This is a genomic window from Noviherbaspirillum soli, assembly GCF_015352955.1.
GTDB lineage: Bacteria > Pseudomonadota > Gammaproteobacteria > Burkholderiales > Burkholderiaceae_D > Noviherbaspirillum_A > Noviherbaspirillum_A soli.
The window spans coordinates 103,535-126,829 of sequence record NZ_JACYOX010000005.1; the positions used below are offsets into that span (position 1 = coordinate 103,535).

Genomic DNA, 23,295 nt, shown 5'->3' on the forward strand with positions numbered 1-23,295 from the left:
GCCAGAAGCCGTCAAAACCTTCAGGCGGCGTTCGGATTGAAGTTCTTGCCCAGCGAGGCCGGGATATTCAGCCTGATCCAGTCCGGATTGCGCGAGATCAGCGCCAGCACCACGATGGTGGCGACATAGGGCAGCATCGCCATGATCTGCGACGGCACCGCGATGCCCAGGCCCTGCAGGTTCAGCTGCAGGATGGTGACGCCGCCGAACAGCAGCGCCCCGGCCACGACCCGCCACGGCTTCCAGCAGGCGAAGGTGGTCAGCGCCAGCGCGATCCAGCCCTTGCCGGCGGTCATGCCTTCCTGCCACATCGGCGTATAGACCAGCGCCAGGTAGGCGCCGGCCAGGCCGCAGCAGGCGCCGCCGAACAGCACCGCCAGCAGGCGGATGCGGCGCACGTTGTAGCCCAGCGCATGGGCCGACTCGGGCGACTCGCCGGCGGCGCGCAGCACCAGGCCGGTGCGGCTGTGATTCAGAAACCAGGCAAGCCATGCGCAAAGAACGAGCGCGAGATAGACCATCGGATGATGGTTGAACAGCACTGGCCCGATGAAGGGAATCTTGGACAGCACCGGGATCGCCATGCTGGAAGTCTTCAGGCTCAGGCCGGTGTACGGTATGCCGACGAAGGCCGACAGGCCGGCGCCGAAGATCGACAGCGCCAGGCCGGTGGCGTACTGGTTGGTATTGAGCCAGAGCACCAGCACGGCGAAGAAGCCGGCGGCGGCCATGCCGCCCAGCGCGCCGGCGGCAAAGCCCAGCGTTGCGCTGCCGGTGGCGATGGTGACGGCGAAACCGGCAATCGCGGCCAGCAGCATCATGCCCTCCGCGCCCAGGTTCAGCACGCCGGCCTTTTCATTGACCAGCAGGCCGAAGGCGGCCAGCATTAGCGGCGTGCCGGCATTGATGGTGGCCGCCAGGGCCGGGGCCAGCAACAGCAGAAAGGTATCCATCTATTTACTCCAGCGTACGCGGTAGCCGATCAGCACGTCGGCGCCCAGCAGAAAGAACAGCAGCATGCCCTGGAACACGCCGGTAATCGCGCTTGGCAAGCCCAGGCGCGACTGCGCCAGTTCACCGCCGATATAGAACAGCGCCATGATGAAACTGGAAAACAGGATGCCCACCGGGTGCAGCCTGCCGACATAGGCGACGATGATGGCGGCAAAGCCATAGCCGGGCGACATCGACGGCGTCAGCTGGCCGACCGGGCCGATGGCCTCGATCGTGCCGGCCAGGCCGGCGGCCGCGCCGCTGATCAACAGCGTCATCCACAATGCCTTGCGCTGCGAAAAGCCGGCATAGCGCGCGGCGGCCGGCGCCATGCCGCCCACCTGCAGCCGGAAGCCGGCAAAGCTTTTCGACATGAATACCCAGCCCACCAGCACCGCCAGCACCGCGAACACGAAGCCCAGGTTCAGGCGCGTGGTCGGCACCAGCGTCGGCAGCAGCAGGCCGCTGGAAAACATCTTCGACTGCGGGAAGTTGAAGCCCATCGGGTCCTTCCACGGGCCGGTCACCAGGTAGCTCAGCAGCAGCTGGGCAACATACACCAGCATCAGCGACACCAGGATCTCGTTGGTGTTGAAGCGGTCCTTGAGCAGGGCGGTCAAGCCGGCCCAGGCCATGCCGGCCAGCATGCCGGCCACCACGATCATGGCGATCATTGCGGCGCCGCCATTGCCGCCCTTGTCCAGCAGCAGCGCCATGCCGCCGCCGCCAATGGCGCCGGCCACCAGCATGCCCTCGGCGCCGATCGACATCACCGAGGAGCGGTAGCAGATGGCATAGCCGATCGCGCACAGGATCAGCGGCGTGCATTTCACGCCGATCTCGGTCCAGCCGCGCAGGTTCCTGATCGGCTCCCAGAAAAAGACCGACAGGCCGGCCAGCGGATTCTTGCCCAGCAGGGAAAACAGGATGGCGCCGCACAGCGTGGTCAGCAGCACCGCCAGCAGCGGCGAGGCATACGACATCAGGCGCGACGGCGCGGGACGCGGTTCGAGCTTAAGCATGATTGCGCTCCGCCACGGCTTGCGCCTGCTCCATGCCGCTCATCCACAAGCCGATCTGCTCGCGGCTCACACTGCGCGCCGGCACCGGCGCACGCATCCGGCCCTTGGCGATCACCATGAGCCGGTCCGATATTTCAAACAGTTCATCCAGTTCTTCCGATATCACCAGCACCGCGCAGCCGGCATCGCGCAGGGCGATCAGTTCCGAGCGGATCTGGGCGGCCGCGCCGACGTCCACGCCCCAGGTCGGCTGCGCAATGATCAGCACCTTGGGCTGGCGCACGACTTCGCGGCCAACAATGAATTTTTGCAGGTTGCCGCCCGACAGGCTCTTGGCCAGGGATTGCGGCCCGCCGGCCTTGACCCGGAAACGCTCGATGATCGAAGCGGCCATTGTGCCGATCGCGCCATTCTTGATCATGCCCATCGCCACCGTGGCCGGGCCCTGGTGCGACAGCAGCACGTTGGCCGCCAGCGACATCTCCGGCACCGCGCCGCGCCCCAGCCTTTCCTCCGGCACGAAGCCCAGGCCGAGGTCGCGCCGGCGGGCCGCATTGAAGCGCCCGACCGGACGGCCGTCGAGGCGGATTGCGTCATGCGCGGCGCGCGGGTCCTCGCCCGACAGCGCGGCCAGCAGCTCCTGCTGGCCATTGCCCGAAACGCCGGCCACGCCGAGGATTTCGCCGGCCAGCAGTTCAAAGGAAATGTCCTGGAGTTCAGTGGCGAAGGGATGGCTTTTCGCCAGCGACAGCCGGTTCACCACCAGCCGCGCCGCGCCGGGCGTATGGCTGCGGCTTTCGACATGCGGCAACTCGGAGCCGATCATCATGCGCGACAGGCTGGCCGCGGTTTCCTGGCGCGGATCGCACACGCCCGTCACGCGGCCGCCGCGCATCACGGTGCAGGTGTGGCACAGCGAGCGGATCTCGTCGAGCTTGTGGCTGATGTACAGGATGCTGCAGCCTTCCGAGGCCAGCTGGCGCAGCGTGCCGAACAGCTTTTCCACCGCCTGGGGCGTGAGCACCGAGGTCGGCTCGTCGAGGATCAGCAGCTGCGGCCTGGTCAGCAGCGCACGGACGATTTCCACACGCTGCCGCTCGCCCACCGACAAGGTGTGCACATGGCGCTGCGGCTCCAGTTCCAGGCCGTACTGGCTGGCGGTTTCGGTGATGCGCGCGGCCAGGGTGTCGAGCTTCGTGTCCGGCGGCAGGCCCAGCGCGATGTTTTCCGTCACGGTCAGGGTGTCGAACAGCGAGAAATGCTGGAACACCATCGCGATGCCCAACTGGCGGGCAGCGGCCGGGTTGGCGATCTTCGCCTCGCTGCCATTCCAGAGCACCTGGCCGGCATCGGGCTTGACCGCGCCGTAGATGATCTTCATCAGTGTGGACTTGCCGGCGCCGTTTTCTCCCAGCACCGCATGGATCTCGCCGGGTTGCACCGTCAGGCTCACGCCGTCGTTGGCCACCACGGAAGGATATTTCTTGGTGATGCCGGTCAGCGTCAAACGCGCATTCATCATGTGTTCGTTGTAATGGTAGTGCAGTCATGGACGGGAATTGCCTGCTGCCCGGAAGCAAGAGTCAGGCCAAGCCCGCCGATTGTGCCCGACAGTCCATGGCTGCGTTCTGCGCTAGCGCGTCCATGACGATGGTTTTCGCCGCACGCCGGCATGTTGGATGCGCCAGCGTGCGGTAGGCGGCGAATTGTATCGCGGCAATCGAGCGGCGCGATACTATAGCGTTCCCTGATGACCGCTGGCGTGGCCGACCGGACACGCGGCATGGAGCAACTTCCTTGATGACCAATGATTTCTGGCCCGACTGCGGCTATTCCCTGCTGCGCCGCGATGCCGACCACCGCTTGCTTCTCACACCCGAATTCCTGCGCGCCGCCTGGCAACGGCCGGAAGTGGCGCCGGTGGAGGAATCGCTGGATGCCGAGCGCCGCCTGCACGCGGCATTGCTGGACGACCCGCTGCGGCCGGTGACCGAAGCCGAGCTGGCTGCGCTGCAGGATGCCGACGCGGTGGACAACTACCGGGTGATGCTGGACTGGCGGCAGCGCCTGACCGCTGCGCCGACGCTGGAAGCGGCTTACCTCGCGCTGTTCCGCACGGAAGTGACGGCGCCGCCGGTGCTGGTCCATAGCCTCACGCAAACCCTGCTGCGCGGCATGCTGGACGGCTGCGGCGATCCCCTGCGGCTGCGCGCCGCCGAACTGTTCTTCCGGGCGCAGAAGGTGTCGCTGCGCGACGGCGCCGTGCTGCTGGCCGATGCCGACACGGTGCGCCTGCATGAAACCGGCGGCAATTACGGCGACCTCGGCCGCCTGCTGGCCGAAGCCCGCATCAAGCCGCGCCGGGTGGACCTCGACGTGCTGGAACGCGGCAATGCCGAGCGCTACTGGGCGCGCAGCGAACGCTTCGACACGGTGCTGGATTTCCGCTTCGGCGGCGATGGCCTGGAAGCATTCTGCCGCCTGGTGGAACAGTGGCTGTACCATTTCTACCGGCTGCAAGCCACGGTGACGCCGCTGCGCGCGATCGAGGATGCGCACTGGGCATGGCATATCGGCCTGGATGCGCAGGCCAGCGGCATCCTGAACGACCTGTACCAGGGAAAGACGCTGGACGCGGCCCGGCAGCATCGCATCCTGTCGCTGTTCCGCATGGATTTCGCGGATGGCAGCCTGCTGCGGCCGGAGATGGCCGGGCGGCCGGTGTATGTGGCGGCGGCGATGGACGAGGAGAATGTGCTGCGGGTCAAGCCGCAGAACCTGCTGGTGAATTTGCCGTTGGCGGTGGCGGGCTGAGTGGTCGGCGACATGACCGGGGAACCGGGGTGGTTGGATCCTCTACTTACAGCACATCATTCGACTAGGAGATGGCAATGGACGGAACACCTGGTAGTACTAGCACTGGGCGGAACTCGAATGGCCCCGGCGGCTTGCCGCCTACGCCCAGGGTCCCGACCATCAAAGACCCTTTCGTGCTTTACCAAAAGGGCTTTATCAGTGAAGCGCAATTGAAGGCTGAAACCAGCAAGTCCAGGGAAAATGCCAAAACGGCATGGCAGGAAGTACGTGCACTAGTTGGCTGGATCGATTCCAAGGCTGCTGCAACCCAGACTGGGAAAAAAAATTCGCCCGTTGCGAAGTTGTCAGAAAAAAAAGCGGAAGAAGCATTAATTCAAAAATATCAAAAAGATGGCTACCAATTCATCCAAAGCAAAACTCCGACTGATTCGTTAATCAGTTCCCTTCTCACACTTTTTTCTAATGACGTTCAGGCAAATCACCAAGCCAAAATAAAGACATACCGCGACAAGTTGAATACTTTTTTGACAACTCAAAATCGAGCCACGTTAAAAGAAAAAGATTCGGCAAGAGACGAGCACATTCACGATATTGTGAAAAAAATGAGAAACGACAAGGGTCTCAAGTTCCGCGACCGCGCAGTTGAAATATGGCGCGCGAATGATAGGGGCGAAGTTGTCAAATTGTGTCTAGGTGATGGCGCTGAGAAAGTCATTCTTTTTCAACAAAGAAATAAATTCAGCGCGGTTATACCTCCGCAAAAACAAACTCCAGCCGTTACGCCAACGGATTCGGACGACGACATTGACAACCAGCGGGTTTCTCCCAAGACTCACCCTACCCATCCATTGGATATTTCCGACAATGAGAATGATGCCGACGATTCTTAGAAATTCTGAAGGCACCTGCGTATCCAGATTCATCTGAATAGGATTCTTCAATCGCTCGGGCCGGGCTGCACGGTCCGAACTGCATTCCTCCTCTTTCTTTTTGCCTTGCCTGCTGCATCGGGCAACCTGCCCAGACACCTCGACCGGATTCCAGACAAAATGAATAGGTCAAGGCGATCAGCGTCCACCATCTCCCCCCAAACGGCATTGCCTGCCTTACTCTCACTAGATCCATAGTCGCCATGGCACGCATCATGCGTGTGCCCATAGGCAAGTTCAAAACGGTGCGCCGTTTTTCGTTAAGCGTTCCGAATAACGACGTGCGTATATCGCACATCCATGAATGCATATAATCCTCCGCCCCCGCAGTGCTACGCTGCGCCCATAACAATCAAACTCCACGGCCATGTCACAACCCATCCGTTTCCATTACCGCGGCGCAACCCATACCGTCACCGATGCCCCGCCCACCCAGACCGTGCTGCAGCACCTGCGGGAAGACCTGCACTGCACCGGCACCAAGGAGGGCTGCGCCGAGGGAGACTGCGGCGCCTGCACCGTGGTGATCGCCGAACTGCAGGGCGATACCCTGGCGATGAAGGCGGTCAATGCCTGCATCCAGTTCACGCCCAGCCTCGACGGCCGTGCGCTGTTCACGGTGGAAGACCTGAAGCAGGCCGACGACGCGCTGCACCCGGTGCAGCAGGCCATGGTCGAATGCCACGGCTCCCAGTGCGGCTTCTGCACGCCGGGCTTCGTGATGTCGCTATGGGGCCTGTACCTGAAGCGCGAGGACAGCGGCCAGCAGGGCGCGCCGTGCCGCAAGGAGATCGACGACACCCTGTCCGGCAACCTTTGCCGCTGCACCGGCTACCGCCCAATCATCGATGCGGCGCGCCGCATGACGGAACTGCCGCCGGCCAGCTTCGACCGCACTGCCCTGTCCGACACGCTGCGCGCTCTCCGCCGCGACGCGCCGCTGCGCTATGAATTCGACGGCCGCCGCTTCGACGCGCCGCGCACGCTGGACGAACTGGCGCAACTGCGCGCCGCCCATCCACACGCCACGCTGCTGGCCGGCTCCACCGATGTCGGCCTCTGGGTCACCAAGCAGATGCGGGAACTGCCGCACATCATCTATCTCGGCCAGGTGGAGGAGTTCAGGCGCCTGCGGGAAGACGCAGGCTTCCTGGAGATCGGCGCCGGCGTCACGCTGGACGATGCCTATGCCGCGGCTTGCGCGCATTACCCGCAACTGGCCGAGATGCGCCAGCGCTTCGCCTCGCTGCCCATCCGCAATGCCGGCACCCTGGGCGGCAATGTCGCCAACGGCTCGCCGATCGGCGACTCCATGCCGTGGCTGATCGCGCTGGGCGCGCAGGTTGTGCTGCATTCGGTCGCCGGAGAACGCACCCTGGCGCTGGAAGACTTCTATCTCGGCTACCAGAAAAAGGACATGCGGCCGGACGAGTTCGTCGCCGCGGTACGGCTGCCGCTGCCGCAGGCACAGCCGGCCCCCGCCCTGCACTTCCGCACCTACAAGCTGTCCAAGCGATTTGACCAGGATATTTCCGCCGTCTGCGCCGCCTTCGCGCTGACGCTGGACGGCGAGCGCGTGGCACAGATCCGCATCGCCTATGGCGGCATGGCGGCCACCCCGAAACGCGCCGCGGCGGCGGAGTCCGCCATGCGCGGCCAGCCGTGGAATGAAGCCACGCTCGCCGCCGCGATGGCCGCGATGGACCAGGACTATGCGCCGCTGACCGACATGCGCGCCTCGGCCAGCTACCGCATCCGCACCGCGAAGAACCTGCTGCGCCGCTTCTGGCTCGAAACCCGGCCCGATGCGCCGCTGGCCAATGCCGACGTCAATGCCTACGCCGTGCAACCGGAGACACAAGCATGAATATCCAGACCGAATCCTTCATCAAGCAGGGCGCAGGCTGGGCCGAAGTCGGCCGCGCCCATCCGCATGAATCCGCGCTGCTGCATGTGTCCGGCGAGGCGAACTACACCGACGACCTGCCCGAGCTGCAGGGCACGCTGCATGCCGCGCTGGGCCTGTCGCAGAAAGCCCATGCGAAAGTGCGCGGCATGGACCTGGACCGGGTGCGCAACGCGCCGGGCGTGGTGGCGGTACTGACCGCGCAGGACATACCCGGCGTCAACGACTGCGGCCCCATCATCCATGACGACCCCATCCTGGCCGACGGCCTGGTGCAGTATGTCGGCCAGCCGCTGTTCCTGGTGGTGGCCGACAGCCACGACAACGCCCGCCGCGCCGCCCGGCTGGGCATGGTCGACTACGAGGAACTGCCGGCGATCCTGACGCCCAGGGCGGCGCGCGATGCGCAGTCCTTCGTGCTGCCGCCGATGCAATTGCGGCGCGGCGATGCGCAGGCCGCGCTGCAGGCCGCGCCGCGCCGTCTGCGCGGCGAACTGCACGTCGGCGGCCAGGAACAGTTCTACCTCGAAGGCCAGATCGCCTATGCGATTCCGCAGGAAGACCGCGGCATGCTGGTGCAATGCTCGACCCAGCATCCGTCCGAGATGCTGCATGTGGTGGCCCATGCGCTGGGCCTGTCGTCGCACCAGGTAAGGGTGGAATGCCGGCGCATGGGCGGCGGCTTCGGCGGCAAGGAATCGCAGTCGGCGCTGTGGGCCACCGCGGCCGCGATTGCCGCGGCCCGCCTGAAGCGCCCGGTCAAGCTGCGCGCCGACCGCGACGACGACATGATGGTCACCGGCAAGCGCCACTGCTTCTACTACGAATACGACCTGGGTTACGACGACGACGGCCGCATCCTCGGCGCGAAGATCGAGATGGTCAGCCGCGCCGGCTTCTCGGCCGACCTGTCCGGCCCGGTCGCCACCCGCGCCGTCTGCCATTTCGACAATGCCTACTACCTGTCGGACGTGGATATCCGCGCAATGTGCGGCAAGACCAACACCCAGTCCAACACCGCCTTCCGCGGCTTCGGCGGACCGCAGGGCGCGATCGCCATCGAATACCTGATCGACGACATCGCCCGCGCATTGGGCCGCGACCCGCTCGACATCCGCAAAGCCAACTTCTACGGTCGCAACGATGCCGAGGGCCGCAACGTCACGCCCTATGGCCAGAAGGTCGAGGACAACGTGATCCATGAACTGGTGGCCGAACTGGAAGCCAGCAGCCAGTACCGCGCCCGGCGCGAGGCGGTGCGCGCCTATAACGCCGCCAGCCCGGTGCTGAAGAAAGGCATCGCGATCACGCCGGTGAAGTTCGGCATTGCCTTCAACGTCAGCCACCTGAACCAGGCCGGCGCACTGGTGCATGTCTATGTCGACGGCTCGGTGCTGGTCAACCACGGCGGCACCGAGATGGGCCAGGGTTTGAACACCAAGGTGATGCAGGTGGTGGCGCATGAACTGGGCATCACGCTCAACCGGGTGCGGGCCACCGCCACCGACACCAGCAAGATCGCCAACACATCTGCCACCGCCGCCTCCACCGGCGCAGACCTGAACGGCAAGGCGGCGCAGGCGGCGGCGCGCCAGGTGCGCGAGCGGCTGGCCGAATTCGCCAGCGGCCGCTACGGCGGCGCCGCCAGCGAGGTGCGCTTTGCCGCCGACCAGGTGCATGTGAACGGCGAGGTCTATCCCTTCGTCGAGATCGTGGCGCAGGCTTACCTGGCGCGGGTGCAGCTGTGGTCGGACGGCTTCTATGCCACGCCCGGCCTGCACTGGGACAGCAAGACCATGACCGGCCATCCGTTTTCCTATTACGCCTATGCGGCGGCGGTGTCGGAAGTGGTGGTCGACACCCTGACCGGCGAATGGAAACTGCTGCGCGCGGACGGCCTGTACGACGCCGGCAACTCGCTGAACCCGGCCATCGACGTCGGCCAGGTGGAAGGCGCATTCATCCAGGGCATGGGCTGGCTGACCACCGAGGAACTGTGGTGGAACGAGGCCGGCAAGCTGATGACGCATGCGCCCTCGACCTACAAGATCCCGGCGGTGTCCGACTGCCCGGAAGCGTTCTCGATGCGCCTGTTCAACAACAGCAACGTGACCGACAGCATCCACCGCTCCAAGGCCACCGGCGAGCCGCCGCTCCTGATGCCGTTCTCGGTGTTCTTCGCCATCCGCGACGCGATCGCCAGCGTCGGCGACAACAAGGTCAGCCCGCCGCTGCGCGCGCCGGCCACCAGCGAAGCGATACTCGATGCGGTGGACGCGGTCCGCGCCGCCGCCTGAGGAAGCCGCCATGTTCATCTGGCTCTCCGAATTGCTGAAGCAGCAGGCGCCGGCCGTCCTGGTGACGGTGGCGCATGCCGAAGGCTCGGTACCGCGCGAAGCCGGCGCCAGGATGCTGGTAACGGCTGACCGGCTGCACGACACCATCGGCGGCGGCCATCTGGAATACGTGGCCGAGCGGATGGCGCGCGCGATGCTGGCGCAGGCGCCGGACGAAGCCGGCGCGCAACGCCGGCTGGAACGGCTGCCGCTCGGTCCGACGCTGGGGCAATGCTGCGGCGGCGTCGCCTTTCTCGCCTTTGAGCGGGTCGAGCCGGCCGGCCATGCGCATTTCCAGCAGATCGCCGACGCGCTGGCGCGCAATGCGGCCTGCCTGCGGCGGGTGCCGCTGGACAGCGCCGCGCCGCCGCTGCTGGAACCAGCCCTGGCCAACCCGGAGCCGACCCGCTTCCTTAGCGATGCACAGGGCGCGCGCTGGCTGCTGGACCGGTGCGCGCCGCCGGCGGCCCAGCTCTACCTGTTCGGCGCCGGCCATGTCGGCGCGGCCATCGTGCGCGCCATGGCGGACCTGCCCTGCCAGATCATCTGGATCGACGAACGCGAGGACATGTTTCCGGCGCAGTTGCCGGCCAACGTCCGCATGGAAGCCACCGATACGCCGGAGGCGCTGGTCGCTACCGCACCCGGCCATGCCAGCTTTCTGGTGATGACCCACAGCCATGCGCTGGACCAGGCACTGGCCGAAGCGATACTGCGGCGAGAACGCACAGGCTGGTTCGGCCTGATCGGCTCCAAAACCAAGCGCGTGTCCTTCGAACGCCGGCTGCGCCAGCGCGGCATCACGGACGAGCGGCTGGCCGGCATGGTCTGCCCGATAGGAATACCAGGCATCGCCGGCAAGGAGCCGGCGGTCATTGCAATCGCGGTCGCGGCGCAGCTGCTGCAGCTCTGGCAGGCCCAGGCCGCAGCCGGCGCGGCCGAACACGGAAAGAAGCAACAGGCATGAGCAACACCATCCAGGCATACCGCGGCAGCGTGCTGCATTTCAACGACGACCCGGCCTTCGCCGGCGACAGCTATCACTGGCATGAAGACGGGCTGCTGGTCGTCGATGGCGAGCGCGTGCTCGCCGCCGGCGACTACGACGCGCTGGCCGCCACCCTGCCGGCCGGCGCGCAGCTGCACGACCTGCGCGGCAAGCTGATCCTGCCAGGCTTCATCGACACCCATATCCATTACCCGCAGAGCGACATGATCGCCTCGCCCGCGCCCGGCCTGCTGCCCTGGCTGGAAACCTATACCTTCCCCACCGAGCGCAAGTTCCAGGACCCGGAACACGCCGGCGACGTCGCCCGCTTCTTCCTCGACGAACTGGCGCGCAGCGGCACCACCACCGCCATGGTCTACTGCACCGTGCATCCGGAATCGGTGGATGCCTTCTTCACCGAAAGCAGCGCGCGCAACCTGCGCATGATCGCCGGCAAGGTGATGATGGACCGCAACGCGCCCGCCTTCCTGTGCGACACCGCCGAGAGCGGCGCCCGCGACAGCGAGGCGCTGATCAGGCGCTGGCACAAGCAGGGCCGGCAGCTGTATGCGCTCACGCCGCGCTTTGCGCCGACCTCCACCGAAGCCCAGCTCGAACTGACCGGCGACCTGGCGCGCGCCTATCCCGATACCTACATCCAGAGCCACGTCGCCGAGAACACCGACGAGATCGCCTGGGTCAAGACGCTGTATCCGCAGGCGCGCAGCTATCTGGATGTCTATGACCGCTACGGCCTGCTGCGCGACCGCGCCATGTACGGCCACTGCATCTACCTCGACGATGCCGACCGCGCCCGCATGGCCGAGACCGGGGCCGCGGCGGCGCTCTGCCCGACCTCCAACCTGTTCCTGGGCAGCGGCCTGTTCGACTTCCCCGCCGCCGACGCCGCGCGCATGCGGCTGTCGCTGGCCACCGATGTCGGCGGCGGCACCTCGTTCTCGATGCTGCGCACCATGAACGAGATCTACAAGGTGGCCCGCATGGGCGGCACCTACCTGCCGGCGCTGCGCATGTTCTATCTCGCCACCCTGGGCGGCGCGCGCAGCCTGTGCCTGGAAGACACGATAGGCAGCTTCAGGCCCGGCAATGAAGCCGATTTTGTTGTATTGGACCCACAGTGCACGCCGCTGCTGGCGCGCCGCACCGGCCGCTGCGAATCGCTGGAAGAACTGCTTTTCGCCCTCGCGCTGCTGGGCGACGACCGCGCTGTCGCAGCGACCTATTCCGCCGGCCGGCTGCTCGCATCCTCCTCTGGCGCAGAGGCTGATTGACGACACTGCCAGGCTGTTGTTCAACAACAACCCGGCCATCAAACTGACGAAGCATGGTTTCGTCTCGTTTGCACCACAAGACGGCATGTCGCGCCTGATCGCGGTGCAGACAGTGGCAAAAATCCATGACTGATATCCATGGCTATGAAAAAATAACCGTAATCAACATATGGCACCAGTTTTGCTTAGAGAGCAAATGTTCGATTTTTTTATCGTTTCGTGCCCCAAACGGAATTTTTTAACCACTTGTAAGAAACCCGGAGAAGTCATGCAATCCAAATCCCCTCTCGTCAAGCTGATGCTGTCCACCGCCATTGCTGCGGCCTTTGCCAGCCCTGCCATGGCGCAGACCAGCGTCAGTGTCGAAGGCATCGCTGACGTGTATGTCGGCTCGATGAAGAACAGCGGCGACGCCGGCCGCGTTACCTCGCTGGGCAGCGGCGGCATGTCGACTTCCTACCTGGGCTTCAAGGGCGTCGAAGACCTGGGCGGCGGCCTGAAGGCGTCGTTTACACTGGGCGCCTTCTTCCAGATCGACAGCGGCATCCAGGGCCGTTTCCCCACTGACACCCTGTTTTCACGCGACGCCAACATCGCGCTGTCCGGCAACTTCGGCGCCCTGACCCTGGGCCGCATGATCTCCCCGGTGACCCTGCCGGCATTCCTGTTCAACCCGATCGGCGACTCCTTCACCTTCTCGCCGCTGATCCTGCACAAGGCCGTCCCCACCAATGGCTGGGCGAGTTCCTTCGCCGGCGACACCGGCTGGAGCAATGCGATCCGCTACACCACCCCGTCCTTCGGCGGCCTGACCGCCAACCTGTACTACCAGCCGGGCGAGGCATCCGCTGCTGCCGGCAAGAAGAACGTTGGCGGCAACGTGCTGTACTTCAGCGGCCCGCTGTCCCTGACCGCTGCCTACCATGACGTGGAAGTCAACAACCCGACCGACCCCATCAATGGCGTAAGCACCGTCAAGCCGGTGAGCCTGACCGGCGGCAATGTACCGTTTGGCACCCCCGCGCCCATCGCCGCGACCGAGCAGAAGCTGTGGCTGGTTGGCGGCGCCTACGACTTCGGAATGGCCAAGCTGTTCGCCACCTATGACCAGGCGAAGAACAACTTTGCCGACCTGCGCGACAAGACCGGCACCCTGGGCCTGTCGATCCCGGCTGGCGGCGCCGGCAAGATCCTCGCATCCGTCGCACAGACCCGCCGCACCAGCGACCTCTTCTCCGAACGTCGCCGTACCACCTATACCATTGGCTATGACTACAACCTGTCCAAGCGCACCGACCTGTACACCTACCTGATGAACGACAAGGTCACCAGCTACGACAACGCGCAGAGCTTCGCCGTCGGCGTGCGTCACCGCTTCTGATCCATCCCTGTCGCCGGCATGGCGTCCATGGCGTCCGTGCCGTGCATGCTGTATTGGAAGACATCAGCCCCGCTTGCAGCGGGGCTTTTTTATTTTCACGCAAGGGCCGTGCACACGCTGGCGCGGCATGCACAGCCCTTGCAGCGATTCGATCGAGGCTGGCATGTTCCTGGAACGCGGGACCTCAGCTTATTGACACATCGATGCCGCATTTTCTCTTGAGAAGAAACGCTGCGGTACGAAGCAGCGGATCGCCGGCGCCAATCGCAGTGGACGGGTTGCCGATCGACTTCCAGTCCCTGAAGCCCTGCACGCCGGGTGGCATGCCCAATTCCTTCATGGCCAGCGCGTACCAGCCATAGCGGTCGACTTCCCCCTGGAATTCGGCAGCATGTCCGCGCTCGGCCATCAGGTCGCTGGCGCGCCGTGCTATCCGGCCCTGCTCATCGGGAGACGACCGGGAAAAGGCGTTTTTTGCCAGCAGCACATTGAGCGCAGCGTCCACGCGCCTGCCTGACGCGAGATTGCGCCGCAACAGAAAAACAAAAATGAGCAGAGTAGCGGCGAGCGCGAGGATTTCCATGAGTAGCCTTGCCATTGAACGGCGTTGATCGGGGGGGGGGCAAGTTTAGCAAACCGCAAGCCTCTCACCCATCCCTGCGGCATGGCGCCCATGCCACCAGCGTACCGGCTGCCGCGATGGGACGGCACTGAACTTCATTTTCCACCAAGCCACAAACGGCGCTTCTTTCCGGCCGACCTGACAGGTTTTGCAGGCCTCGCACAAGCGGCACCTTGTTTAACATTTCAAGAGAGCACGGACATGGATGGCAGAGATTGCATTTCACTTAGAACCAGCATCGATGGGGGCACCAACTCGGACCGGGTCACGTCGCTCGATGTCGACTTTGAAACGGAAGAATCCTCCTCCGAAGAGGGCCATTTGAATTTGCTCCCCAGGCCAAGCGCCCAACAACAGCCGCCCGTTGGCAGGCCCGCGGTGTACAGCCGTGCCGCACCGCCGCCAACGCCCGTTACCGACAGGCCGGTCGATGGCGCAAACATGCGGCCCGCGGAGTCGATATTTTCAACTGCTTCATTCCCGCCTCATTCGCCATCCGCCAGATCTCTCATGTGCAACGCTTCCCCTTTGCCGCGACGTTCGAAGGCGAAGGTTCTCAGCCCACTGATGAAAGCCGCAAGACGGGATGACATAGCCGGGATTGATCGCTTGCTTGCGCAGAAATCCGGAGGCATTCGGCCCGCGCCCGCCGCGGCCAATGACAACATGCCAGAGGCGCACCTCAGCGAGGTCGACCAGGACGGATACACCGCACTGCATCACGCCGCTTTCAAGGGAAGCAACCGCGCCTTGCTTGCACTGCTGCAGCACGGCGCCGGCGTAGACCTGCTGACTTCCGGCGGCGCCACGGCGCTGATGCTGGCGGTGCAGCAAGGGCGCGGCGTCGCTGTCGAAATCCTGCTGACGCATGATGCGGTGTCGACTGCATCCGACAGCAATTCGACTACGTCCGCATTGACGGAAAAGCCCAATCTCCACGCCTACGAGTCCGCCGCGCAACGCCACCGGGACAGGCCAGAAGCCGAGCGCCAGGAAGAACTTTGCAAGGCGGTGTTCAAGGAAGATTTCAAGACTGCCGCGCGCATGGTGGCTGCCGGCGGCATGGACATCGAGTGCCTCGACCAGCGCGACACTACCCTGCTGGGATACGCCGTTCGCAGTGGCAATGAAAACATGGTCCGCCTGCTGCTGTGCGCTGGCGCGGAGGTCAACGGCATCGATCCGGCTGATACAAGCCCATTGATGCATGCCGTGGCGGCGCAGCAGGCTGCCATCATCCCGGTTTTGCGTGATGCAGGCGCATCGCCGATACAGCAAAGGGCGGACGGCGAATCGGCGCTGACACTGGCCATGCGGTTCGATTCGCTGCCCATCATGCATGCGCTCATTGCCAAGGAGACCGGCTTTCTGAGCGATGGCAGGCGCGGCGAAACACTGCTGACGCTCGCCGTGCATTTCAACAGCAGTCAGATCGCCGCGGAACTGCTGACCCTGGGCTGTGACTTGCCTGACGAGGATGGCAACTGCGCGCTCGCTGTCATTGCCCAAAAAGGCGACTGGAAGGGAGTGGAATTTCTGCTGGCGGCCGGCGCCGATCCGGACCATCAGTCCGATGACGGCCATAGCGCCTTCACCCTGGCGGCCGCCAAGGGCCATTTCCATGTCGTCGACACTCTGCTCAGCCACTGCCGAAAGAGCACCGGTCCAAAAGCGCGCCAGGCGGTGGCGGGATTATTGGAACAGGCCGACAAATGGGGCCGCACGGCATTGATGCTGGCTGCGCTGAACGGCCATGGGGAAACGGCGGAATTTCTGTTGAAGCAAGGGGCCAACCTGCATGGCCGCGACATCAAGGGCATGAATGCGCTGCTATGGGCTGTCGCCAGCGCGGATCCTGACATGGTGAACCTGCTCTTCAACCATCATGCCACCCATTTGCTATTGGACCATGCCGGCAATTCCGGCATCGTGATCGCGGCTACAAACGGCAACCTGGACACACTCAAGGTCCTGCTTACGCCTGTTCGCGCAAACAAGCTCTATGACATCAATACGCCCAACAAGAAAAAGGACACGGCGCTCATCCTCGCGGCCGCCGATGGCCACGAAGCCGTCGTCAGGGAACTGCTGCAGGCAAAGGCCCATGTCCTGCACGTCAATGCGGCCGGACGCAGCGCGAAGCTGGAAGCCATAGCCCAGGGGCACGAGGCGATCGCCGATCTGCTGGAGATGGCGGAACAGGCCTTCCTGAAATCGGCCGAGCCCACAACAGGCATACTGGCGGCGCTCGCCAGGATACCGGTGCTTGGCCCCCTGTTGCCTAGCATCGCCGCCGTCAAGGCTCCGGAAGTCGACAGGGAAGGCAATTCCGCGCTGGCCCTGGCAGCCCGTTATGGTCACAGGGACATGGTCTCCAAGCTGATCGGCGATGCCGACACCACGCTGTCAATCAACACGGGATCGGAAATGCAGTCAGTCGAAAGTGACAACGACAACGACAACGACAACGACAACGACAATGGCAATGGCAATGGCAATGGCAACCCTCCTGTTGGCGAAAGGCTGATACACGGATGGCAGAAGCTTTCCATTAGCAGCGCCGTGGATATCGAGCAGCAGAACGTCAATGGCATGACTCCCTTGTGCCTGGCCGTGGCCAATGGCCGTGATGATGTTGCCAGCCTCCTGCTGGAACGCGGCGCGTTGGTCAACCATGCAAGCCATAACCACTGCACACCGCTCTGGCTGGCCGCCAGCGTGCCGACCTACCAATCCAAGGCGGCACCCGACAGGGATCGACCTGTGGCGCATGGGACCGGCGAGGCGCTGATCAACCTGCTGCTCGACAAGGGAGCCAATGTCAACCAGCCATCCGCCCGTGGAGAAACGCCGCTGCATGCCGCCGCGGCCTTTGGCCGGCTTGCTACCGTCAAGACCCTGCTCGAGCACAAGGCCAGCCTTGACGCGCCAGACCGGTTTGGCCTTTCGGCGCTGGGGCACGCCGCAGTGAATGGCCATGCCGATCTGGTCAAATACCTGCTTGAACAGGGAGCCAAGCCGGATGCCGCGCCTGGCTCCCACGCGCCGCTCACATTGGCCGCGGCCAATGGCCATGACGCGATTGTCATCCTGCTCAGGCGGCGCGGCGCAACGGTCCAGCATGCCGATGCCTACGGCCGCACCGCGCTGATTTTCGCCGCCAAGCAGGGAAAAGTATCCACCGTCGAGCTGCTGCTGAAATTTGGGGCAAACCTGCATCACAAATGCCGGCAAGGCTATACGGCGCAGCAGCATGCCAGCCGGGCCGGACACAGCGGCGTCGTCGCCTTGCTGCAAAAAGGTCACCCTCGCCCGCGCGACAACTGATCTGCCCTGCCGCGTTGGCAGGCATGGCAAGTCTTCCGCCCCCAGGTTTTCCCACGCCTGCCGACGGTACAACCTGGCGCCCCACCCGCCGCTTCCGGTATAGTCCGGGTCAACGCTTCAACAGCCCGCCCGCCTTCCATGTCCCGCCTGCCCGCCCACATCGACATTCACCTGATCCGCATCCTTTACCTGCTGCTATCGGAAAAGAATGTGTCGCGGGTGGCGCTGAAGCTGAACCAGCCGCAGCCGTCGATCTCGGCCTCGCTGCGCAAGCTGCGCGAGCTGACCGGCGACCCGTTGCTGGTGCGCGGCTCGCGCGGCATGGTGCCCACGCAGCATGGCGAAAGCCTGCTGAAGCCGGCCAAGCGCATTCTCGACGAGACCGAGCGGCTGTTCGTGCAGAAGCTGCCGTTCGAGGCGCGCGAGGAAGCACGCACCTTCCGCATCGCCGCGCCCGATTACCTGGACAGCCAGTTCCTGCCCAACGTGGTGGCGCGGGTGCGGCGCGAGTCGCCGAAGAGCCGGGTGGTGATCTTGAACATCAGCCGCGACATCGACCATATCCGACTGCTGTCGGACGGCGACCTCGACCTGGTGATCGCCAACTGGGACGAGCCGCCCGCGCACCTGCACCTGGCCAAGCTGTTCCAGGACCCGATCGCCTGCATCATGCGCGCCGACTGCGCCTATGCCCGCCGCACCGCGCCGGATGCGATGACGGTGGAAGACTACCTGTCGCTGCCGCATGTGGCGCCGTCGCAGATGATGCCCGGCTATCACGGCGTGATCGAGTCCTTCCTGGAACGCCACAACCTGCGGCGCAACGTGGTGGTGGAGTCGGCATACTTCGGCCAGATGCCCTACATGCTGCTGCAAAGCGACCTGGTGCTGACCACCGGCCGCCAGTTCCTGCGCTTCTATGAACAGAACCTGCCGCTGAAGACCTATAGCGTGCCGCTGAAATTTCCGCCGATGCGCTTCTACCAGCTCTGGCATGACCGGGTGCATCATGCGAGCGAACACAAGTGGCTGCGCGACCTGATCGGCGCGGTCGCCCGCGAGCTGCAGCCACGCGCCGCTTCCTGAACGCCTTCATTCAACACCATCCTGAACCATGCCTCTTTCCCCTGCTTCCTCCGCCGCCGGCAAGACCCTGCTGGTGCGCAACGCCCGCCTGCTCGTCACCATGGATGCACAGCGCCGCGAGATACCGGATGGCGCAGTCTTCATCCGCGGCCATGTGATCGAACAGGTCGGCCCGAGCGCCGAGCTGCCGGGCGAGGCCGACGAGATCATCGACGCCAGCGGCCGCCTGGTCATGCCCGGCATGGTCAATACCCATCACCACATGTACCAGAGCCTGACGCGGGTGGTGCCGGATGCGCAGGACGGCGAGCTGTTCAAGTGGCTGGGCGCGCTGTATCCGGTCTGGGCAGGGCTGACCGGCGAGATGATACGGGTCTCCACCCAGACCGCGATGGCCGAGCTGATGCTGTCGGGCTGCACCACCAGCAGCGACCATCTCTACATCTACCCGAACGACTGCCGGCTGGACGACAGCATCGAGGCGGCGCGGCAGATCGGAATGCGTTTCCATGCCACCCGCGGCGCGATGAGCGTCGGCCAGAGCAAGGGCGGCCTGCCGCCGGACGCGGTGGTGGAGCAGGAAGACGCGATCCTGAAGGACAGCCAGCGCCTGATCGAGACATGGCATGACGCCAGCCGCCACGCGATGCTGCGCATCGCGGTGGCGCCCTGCTCGCCGTTCTCGGTCTCGCGCGACCTCATGAAGGCATCCGCCGAGCTGGCGCGCAGCCATGGCGTGGCCATGCATACCCACCTGGCCGAGAACGTCAACGACGTCGCCTACAGCCTGGAGAAATTCGGCATGACGCCGGCGCAATACGCCGAGGACTGCGGCTGGGTCGGCCATGATGTCTGGCATGCCCACTGCGTGCAGCTCGACCAGCCCGGCATCGAGCTGTTTGCCCGCACCCATACCGGCGTGGCGCACTGCCCCTGCTCGAACATGCGGCTGGCCTCCGGCATCGCGCCGGTGCGGCACATGCTGGACCATGGCGTGCCGGTCGGCCTGGGCGTGGATGGCAGCGCCTCCAACGACGGCGCGCACATGCTGGGCGAGGCGCGCCAGGCCATGCTGCTGCAGCGGGTGGGGTTCGGCCCGGATGCGATGACGGCACGCCAGGCGTTGGAGCTGGCCACGCTGGGCGGCGCGAAGGTGCTGGGACGGGACGACATCGGCGCGCTGGCGCCAGGCATGTCGGCCGACCTGGTGATGTTCAGGCTGGACCAGCTGGCTTATGCGGGCGCGCTGCATGACCCGGTGGCGGCGCTGGTGTTCTGCACGCCATCGAATGTGGATTGCAGCATCATCCATGGCCGGGTGGTGGTGAAGGAAGGCCAGCTCGCCACGCTGGACCTGGGGCCGCTGGTGGAGCGCCATAACGGGCTGGCGCGGGCGTTGATGGAAGCGGCGCGGCACGGTTGACGAGGTTGAATGCGGTTGACCTGACGATGGTGGCCGTATTGTTCCGGGCACTGGATTCCGTCTTCTCGCCGCGTCGCGGATGGCGCAGGCAATTTTCGACTGGTCAGGCTCGGGGTAAGCCTTCATGGCAGCGGTTACAGGGGCTTCCGCGGTTGCGGCTGCACTTGATATGCGCACAGCGACAGTTGCCGTTACTGTTGAATTGGCTGTTGGGTTTGAATCGCGTTGAGCGCGCCGCGGCAGCGGCGTTCGAAGCGGAAAAGGTGCTGCGTCGGTAGGGCGTAATACCCCGAAGGGGCATTACGCCATCAGTCGATCAACGAAGTCGGCCGACAATGCCATCCCGGTCGGCGACCACGGTGCAATGCCCTTCGGGTATTGCACCCTACGGAAGGCAACCGCACTGCCCCCGCCCCCTCAATGCGCCCCACCCGCATCCACCGGCGTCTTCGACCTCACCGGCCGCGTCATCCATACCAGCCCGATCAGCAGAATGAACAGGATGGCCGACATGTAGAAGATGTCGGTCGCGCCCAGCGTGCCCGCCTGCACCGACAGGCTGCGCTCGATCACGGCCCAGGCGCCCTGCTCCGACATGCCCTGCGCCTGCATCGCCTGCACCGCCTGGCTGAAAGCCGGGTTGGATGGCCCGGCATGCTCGGCCAGCTGTGCATGGTGCAGCGTGCTGCGGCTGTCCCACAGCGTCGAGGTGAGCGAGGTGCCCATGCCGCCGAACATGATGCGCACGAAGTTCGACAGGCCGGCCGCCGCCGGGATGCGATCCGGCGACAGGCCGGACAGGATGATGGACGTCAGCGGAATGAAGAACATCGCCATCGCCGCGCCCTGGATCACGGTCGGGATCATCAGCGTCATGGTGTCGACTTCGGGCGTGAAGCGCGAGCGCAGGAAGAACACCAGCGCGAAGATCAGGAAAGCGGTCGAGGCGACGAAGCGCGCGTCCACCTTGGGCAGCATCTTGCCCACCAGCGGCGAGAGCAGGATGGCGAAGATGCCGACCGGCGCCATCACCTTGCCGGCCTCGGTGGCGGTATAGCCGATCTGGGTCTGCAGCCACAGCGGCAAAATCACCAGGCTGCCGAAGAACAGGCCATAGGCCACCGAGATCGCCACCACGCCGCCGCTGAAGTTGCGGCCCGCGAACAGCGACAGGTCCACCACCGGATGGTCCTCGCCCAGTTCCCAGATGATGAAGTAGACGAAGGCCACCAGCGCCACCGCGGTCAGCACGATGATCTCGCCGGAGGCGAACCAGTCCAGCTCCTTGCCCTTGTCCAGCATCAGCTGCAGCGAGCCGACCCAGATCACTAGCAGCGCCAGGCCGATCTTGTCAATCGGCAGGCGCACCGTCTTCGATTCGCGGGTGTGGTAGATCGACCAGCTGGCCCACGCCGCGAACAGGCCGATCGGGATGTTGATGTAGAAGATCCACGGCCAGGTGTAGTTGTCCGAGATCCAGCCGCCCAGCAGCGGCCCCATGATCGGCGCCACCAGCGTGGTCATGCCCCAGAACGCCAGCGCCATGCCGCTCTTGGCCGGCGGATAGCTGGCCAAGAGCAGCGACTGCGACAGCGGGATCATCGGCCCGGCCACCGCGCCCTGCAGCACGCGGGCGGCGATCAGGATCTCGATGCTGGGCGCGACGCCGCACAGGAAGGAAGCCAGCACGAACAGCAGGATGGAGGTGATGAACAGCCTCACCTGGCCGAAGCGCATCGTCAGCCAGCCGGTCAGGGGCACCGAGATCGCGTTCGACACGGCAAACGAGGTGATCACCCAGGTGCCCTGCTGCGGCGACACGCCCATGTCGCCGGAAATGGCCGGGATGGACACGTTGGCGATCGACGAGTCGAGCACGTTCATGAACACCGCCAGCGACAGCGCCAGCGTGCCCAGCACGAGCGGCGTGCCGCTCAGCGGCGGCAGGGCGGCGCGGGGAGCGGTGGCCATCTCAGCGCTTCGCCACGGCCGCGCTGTTGTCGGCGATGATGCGGGCGATGTCCTGCTCGGCCTCGCGGTCGGCGGCATCGAATACCCGGGTCTCGTAGGCCGGCGCGGTGCGCGCCGCGCCGCTGGATGTCAGGGACGTGCCTTCGGCATGGGCGATATCCACCTTCACTTCCATCGACAGGCCGATGCGCAGCGGCTTTTCAGCCAGTTCCTTAGGGTCGAGCCTGATGCGCACCGGCACCCGCTGCACCACCTTGATCCAGTTGCCGCTGGCATTCTGCGCCGGCAGCAAGGCAAAGGCGGCGCCGGTGCCGGCGGCAAGGCCCACCACCTGGCCGTGATAGACCACGTCGTCGCCATACAGGTCGGAATGCAGGGTCGCCGGCTGGCCGATGCGCATCTGCGCCAGCTGGCCTTCCTTGAAGTTGGCGTCCACCCACAGCGCATCCAGCGGCACGATGGACAAGAGCGGCGCGCCGGGCGCGACGCGCTGGCCAACCTGCACCGAGCGCCGCGCCACATAGCCGGTGATGGGCGCCGGCAGCCTGGTGCGGGCATAGGCGAGATAGGCGGAGCGCACCTGCGCGGCGGCGCGCAGCACGTTCGGATTCTCGGCCACCGGCGTGCTGCTGGTCAGCGCCTGGTTGGACGCCAGTTGCTCGCGCGCGGCCTGCAGCGCCGACTCCGCCGCCTTGACGGCATTGCGCGCATGATCGATATCCTCGCCGGACACGGCGCCGGTGCCGGTCAGGCGGGTGCGGCGCGCCAGGTCGTCGCGGGCGCGGGCCAGCTCGGTGCTGCGCAGCGCGATGTTGGCATTGAGCGCGCCGGTGTTGACGAACAGGGTGCGGGTCTCGCGCACGGTCTGGGCCAGCTGCGCCTCGGCCTGGGCCAGCGCCACCCTGGCGTCAGCCGGATCGAGTTCCACCAGCGGCTTGCCCATTTCCACCCGCTCGGTGTCGTCGGCATGGATGGCGATGACGGTGCCGCCGACCTGGGGCGTGACCTGCACCACATTGCCGGCGACATAGGCGTCGTCGGTGCTTTCGAAATGGCGGGCGAAGATAAACCACCAGATGCCGTAGGCCACCAGCGCGGCCAGCACCAGCAGGGTGAAGCCAATCAGGAAAACACGGCGCTTGCCGTTGCGGGCCGGGGCCGGCGTTGGGGCTGGCGCGGCCTGTGGAGCGGAACTTTGCATG

Annotated in this window: 16 protein-coding genes; 10 read left to right on the forward strand and 6 right to left on the reverse strand. The window is 65.1% G+C overall.

Going from position 1 to position 23,295, the window contains the following annotated elements; all coding sequences use genetic code 11:
- Positions 1-20: 20 nt before the first annotated feature.
- The 3 genes from IGW04_RS06920 to IGW04_RS06930 are packed head-to-tail and all read right to left on the reverse strand — an operon-like array spanning position 21 to position 3,534.
- Positions 21-953, reverse strand: a complete 933-nt coding sequence (locus tag IGW04_RS06920) for an ABC transporter permease (RefSeq protein WP_407672060.1) — start codon at positions 951-953, stop codon at positions 21-23.
- Positions 954-2,015, reverse strand: a complete 1,062-nt coding sequence (locus tag IGW04_RS06925; protein ID WP_194712321.1) for an ABC transporter permease — start codon at positions 2,013-2,015, stop codon at positions 954-956.
- The gene (locus tag IGW04_RS06930) at positions 2,008-3,534 is read right to left on the reverse strand and encodes an ABC transporter ATP-binding protein (protein WP_194712371.1); all 1,527 of its coding nucleotides are present in this window, start codon (positions 3,532-3,534) and stop codon (positions 2,008-2,010) included. Before IGW04_RS06930 ends, IGW04_RS06925 begins: the two co-directional genes overlap by 8 nt.
- A 281-nt stretch (positions 3,535-3,815) precedes the next feature.
- On the opposite strand from IGW04_RS06930, the gene IGW04_RS06935 reads away from it, so the two are divergent.
- The 7 genes from IGW04_RS06935 (at position 3,816) to IGW04_RS06965 (ending at position 13,664) form a co-directional block, all read left to right on the forward strand.
- Positions 3,816-4,829, forward strand: coding sequence for a DUF6352 family protein (locus tag IGW04_RS06935; protein WP_194712372.1), 1,014 nt, complete (start codon positions 3,816-3,818; stop codon positions 4,827-4,829).
- 77 nt (positions 4,830-4,906) lie between these two features.
- Positions 4,907-5,722, forward strand: coding sequence for a hypothetical protein (locus tag IGW04_RS06940; RefSeq protein ID WP_194712322.1), 816 nt, complete (start codon positions 4,907-4,909; stop codon positions 5,720-5,722).
- Between the two features lie 406 nt (positions 5,723-6,128).
- Complete coding sequence (xdhA, locus tag IGW04_RS06945) at positions 6,129-7,628, forward strand: xanthine dehydrogenase small subunit (protein WP_194712323.1); 1,500 nt, start codon at positions 6,129-6,131, stop codon at positions 7,626-7,628.
- Positions 7,625-9,964 carry a xanthine dehydrogenase molybdopterin binding subunit gene (gene xdhB / locus IGW04_RS06950; protein WP_194712324.1) on the forward strand — a complete coding sequence of 780 codons (2,340 nt, stop codon included), beginning with the start codon at positions 7,625-7,627 and terminating at the stop codon, positions 9,962-9,964. Before xdhA ends, xdhB begins: the two co-directional genes overlap by 4 nt.
- 10 nt (positions 9,965-9,974) lie before the next feature.
- Positions 9,975-10,970 (forward strand): xanthine dehydrogenase accessory protein XdhC, encoded by a 996-nt coding sequence (gene xdhC / locus IGW04_RS06955; protein WP_194712325.1) that lies wholly within the window; start codon positions 9,975-9,977, stop codon positions 10,968-10,970.
- Positions 10,967-12,283 (forward strand): guanine deaminase, encoded by a 1,317-nt coding sequence (guaD, locus tag IGW04_RS06960; protein WP_194712326.1) that lies wholly within the window; start codon positions 10,967-10,969, stop codon positions 12,281-12,283. The genes xdhC and guaD overlap by 4 nt, the downstream gene beginning before the upstream one ends.
- 268 nt (positions 12,284-12,551) lie before the next feature.
- Positions 12,552-13,664 (forward strand): porin, encoded by a 1,113-nt coding sequence (locus tag IGW04_RS06965; RefSeq protein ID WP_194712327.1) that lies wholly within the window; start codon positions 12,552-12,554, stop codon positions 13,662-13,664.
- Between the two features lie 184 nt (positions 13,665-13,848).
- On the opposite strand, the gene IGW04_RS06970 is transcribed toward IGW04_RS06965, so the two are convergent.
- Positions 13,849-14,247, reverse strand: a complete 399-nt coding sequence (locus IGW04_RS06970; RefSeq protein WP_194712328.1) for a hypothetical protein — start codon at positions 14,245-14,247, stop codon at positions 13,849-13,851.
- Positions 14,248-14,328: 81 nt separating this feature from the next.
- On the opposite strand from IGW04_RS06970, the gene IGW04_RS06975 reads away from it, so the two are divergent.
- The 3 genes from IGW04_RS06975 to IGW04_RS06985 all read left to right on the forward strand — a co-directional run bounded on the left by IGW04_RS06975 (position 14,329) and on the right by IGW04_RS06985 (position 20,122).
- Positions 14,329-17,613, forward strand: a complete 3,285-nt coding sequence (locus IGW04_RS06975; RefSeq protein WP_194712329.1) for an ankyrin repeat domain-containing protein — start codon at positions 14,329-14,331, stop codon at positions 17,611-17,613.
- Positions 17,614-17,751: 138 nt separating this feature from the next.
- Positions 17,752-18,699 carry a LysR family transcriptional regulator gene (locus tag IGW04_RS06980; RefSeq protein ID WP_194712330.1) on the forward strand — a complete coding sequence of 316 codons (948 nt, stop codon included), beginning with the start codon at positions 17,752-17,754 and terminating at the stop codon, positions 18,697-18,699.
- 28 nt (positions 18,700-18,727) lie between these two features.
- Positions 18,728-20,122 carry an 8-oxoguanine deaminase gene (locus tag IGW04_RS06985; RefSeq protein ID WP_194712331.1) on the forward strand — a complete coding sequence of 465 codons (1,395 nt, stop codon included), beginning with the start codon at positions 18,728-18,730 and terminating at the stop codon, positions 20,120-20,122.
- Between the two features lie 417 nt (positions 20,123-20,539).
- Here the strand turns inward: IGW04_RS06985 and IGW04_RS06990 are convergent, their stop codons facing one another.
- A complete protein-coding gene (locus tag IGW04_RS06990) occupies positions 20,540-22,093 on the reverse strand; it encodes a DHA2 family efflux MFS transporter permease subunit (RefSeq protein ID WP_194712332.1) in 1,554 nt (517 codons plus the stop codon).
- 1 nt (position 22,094) lies between these two features.
- Entirely contained in the window at positions 22,095-23,294 is a 1,200-nt protein-coding gene (locus IGW04_RS06995; protein ID WP_194712373.1) for an HlyD family secretion protein, read from the reverse strand.
- Position 23,295 lies beyond the last annotated feature (1 nt).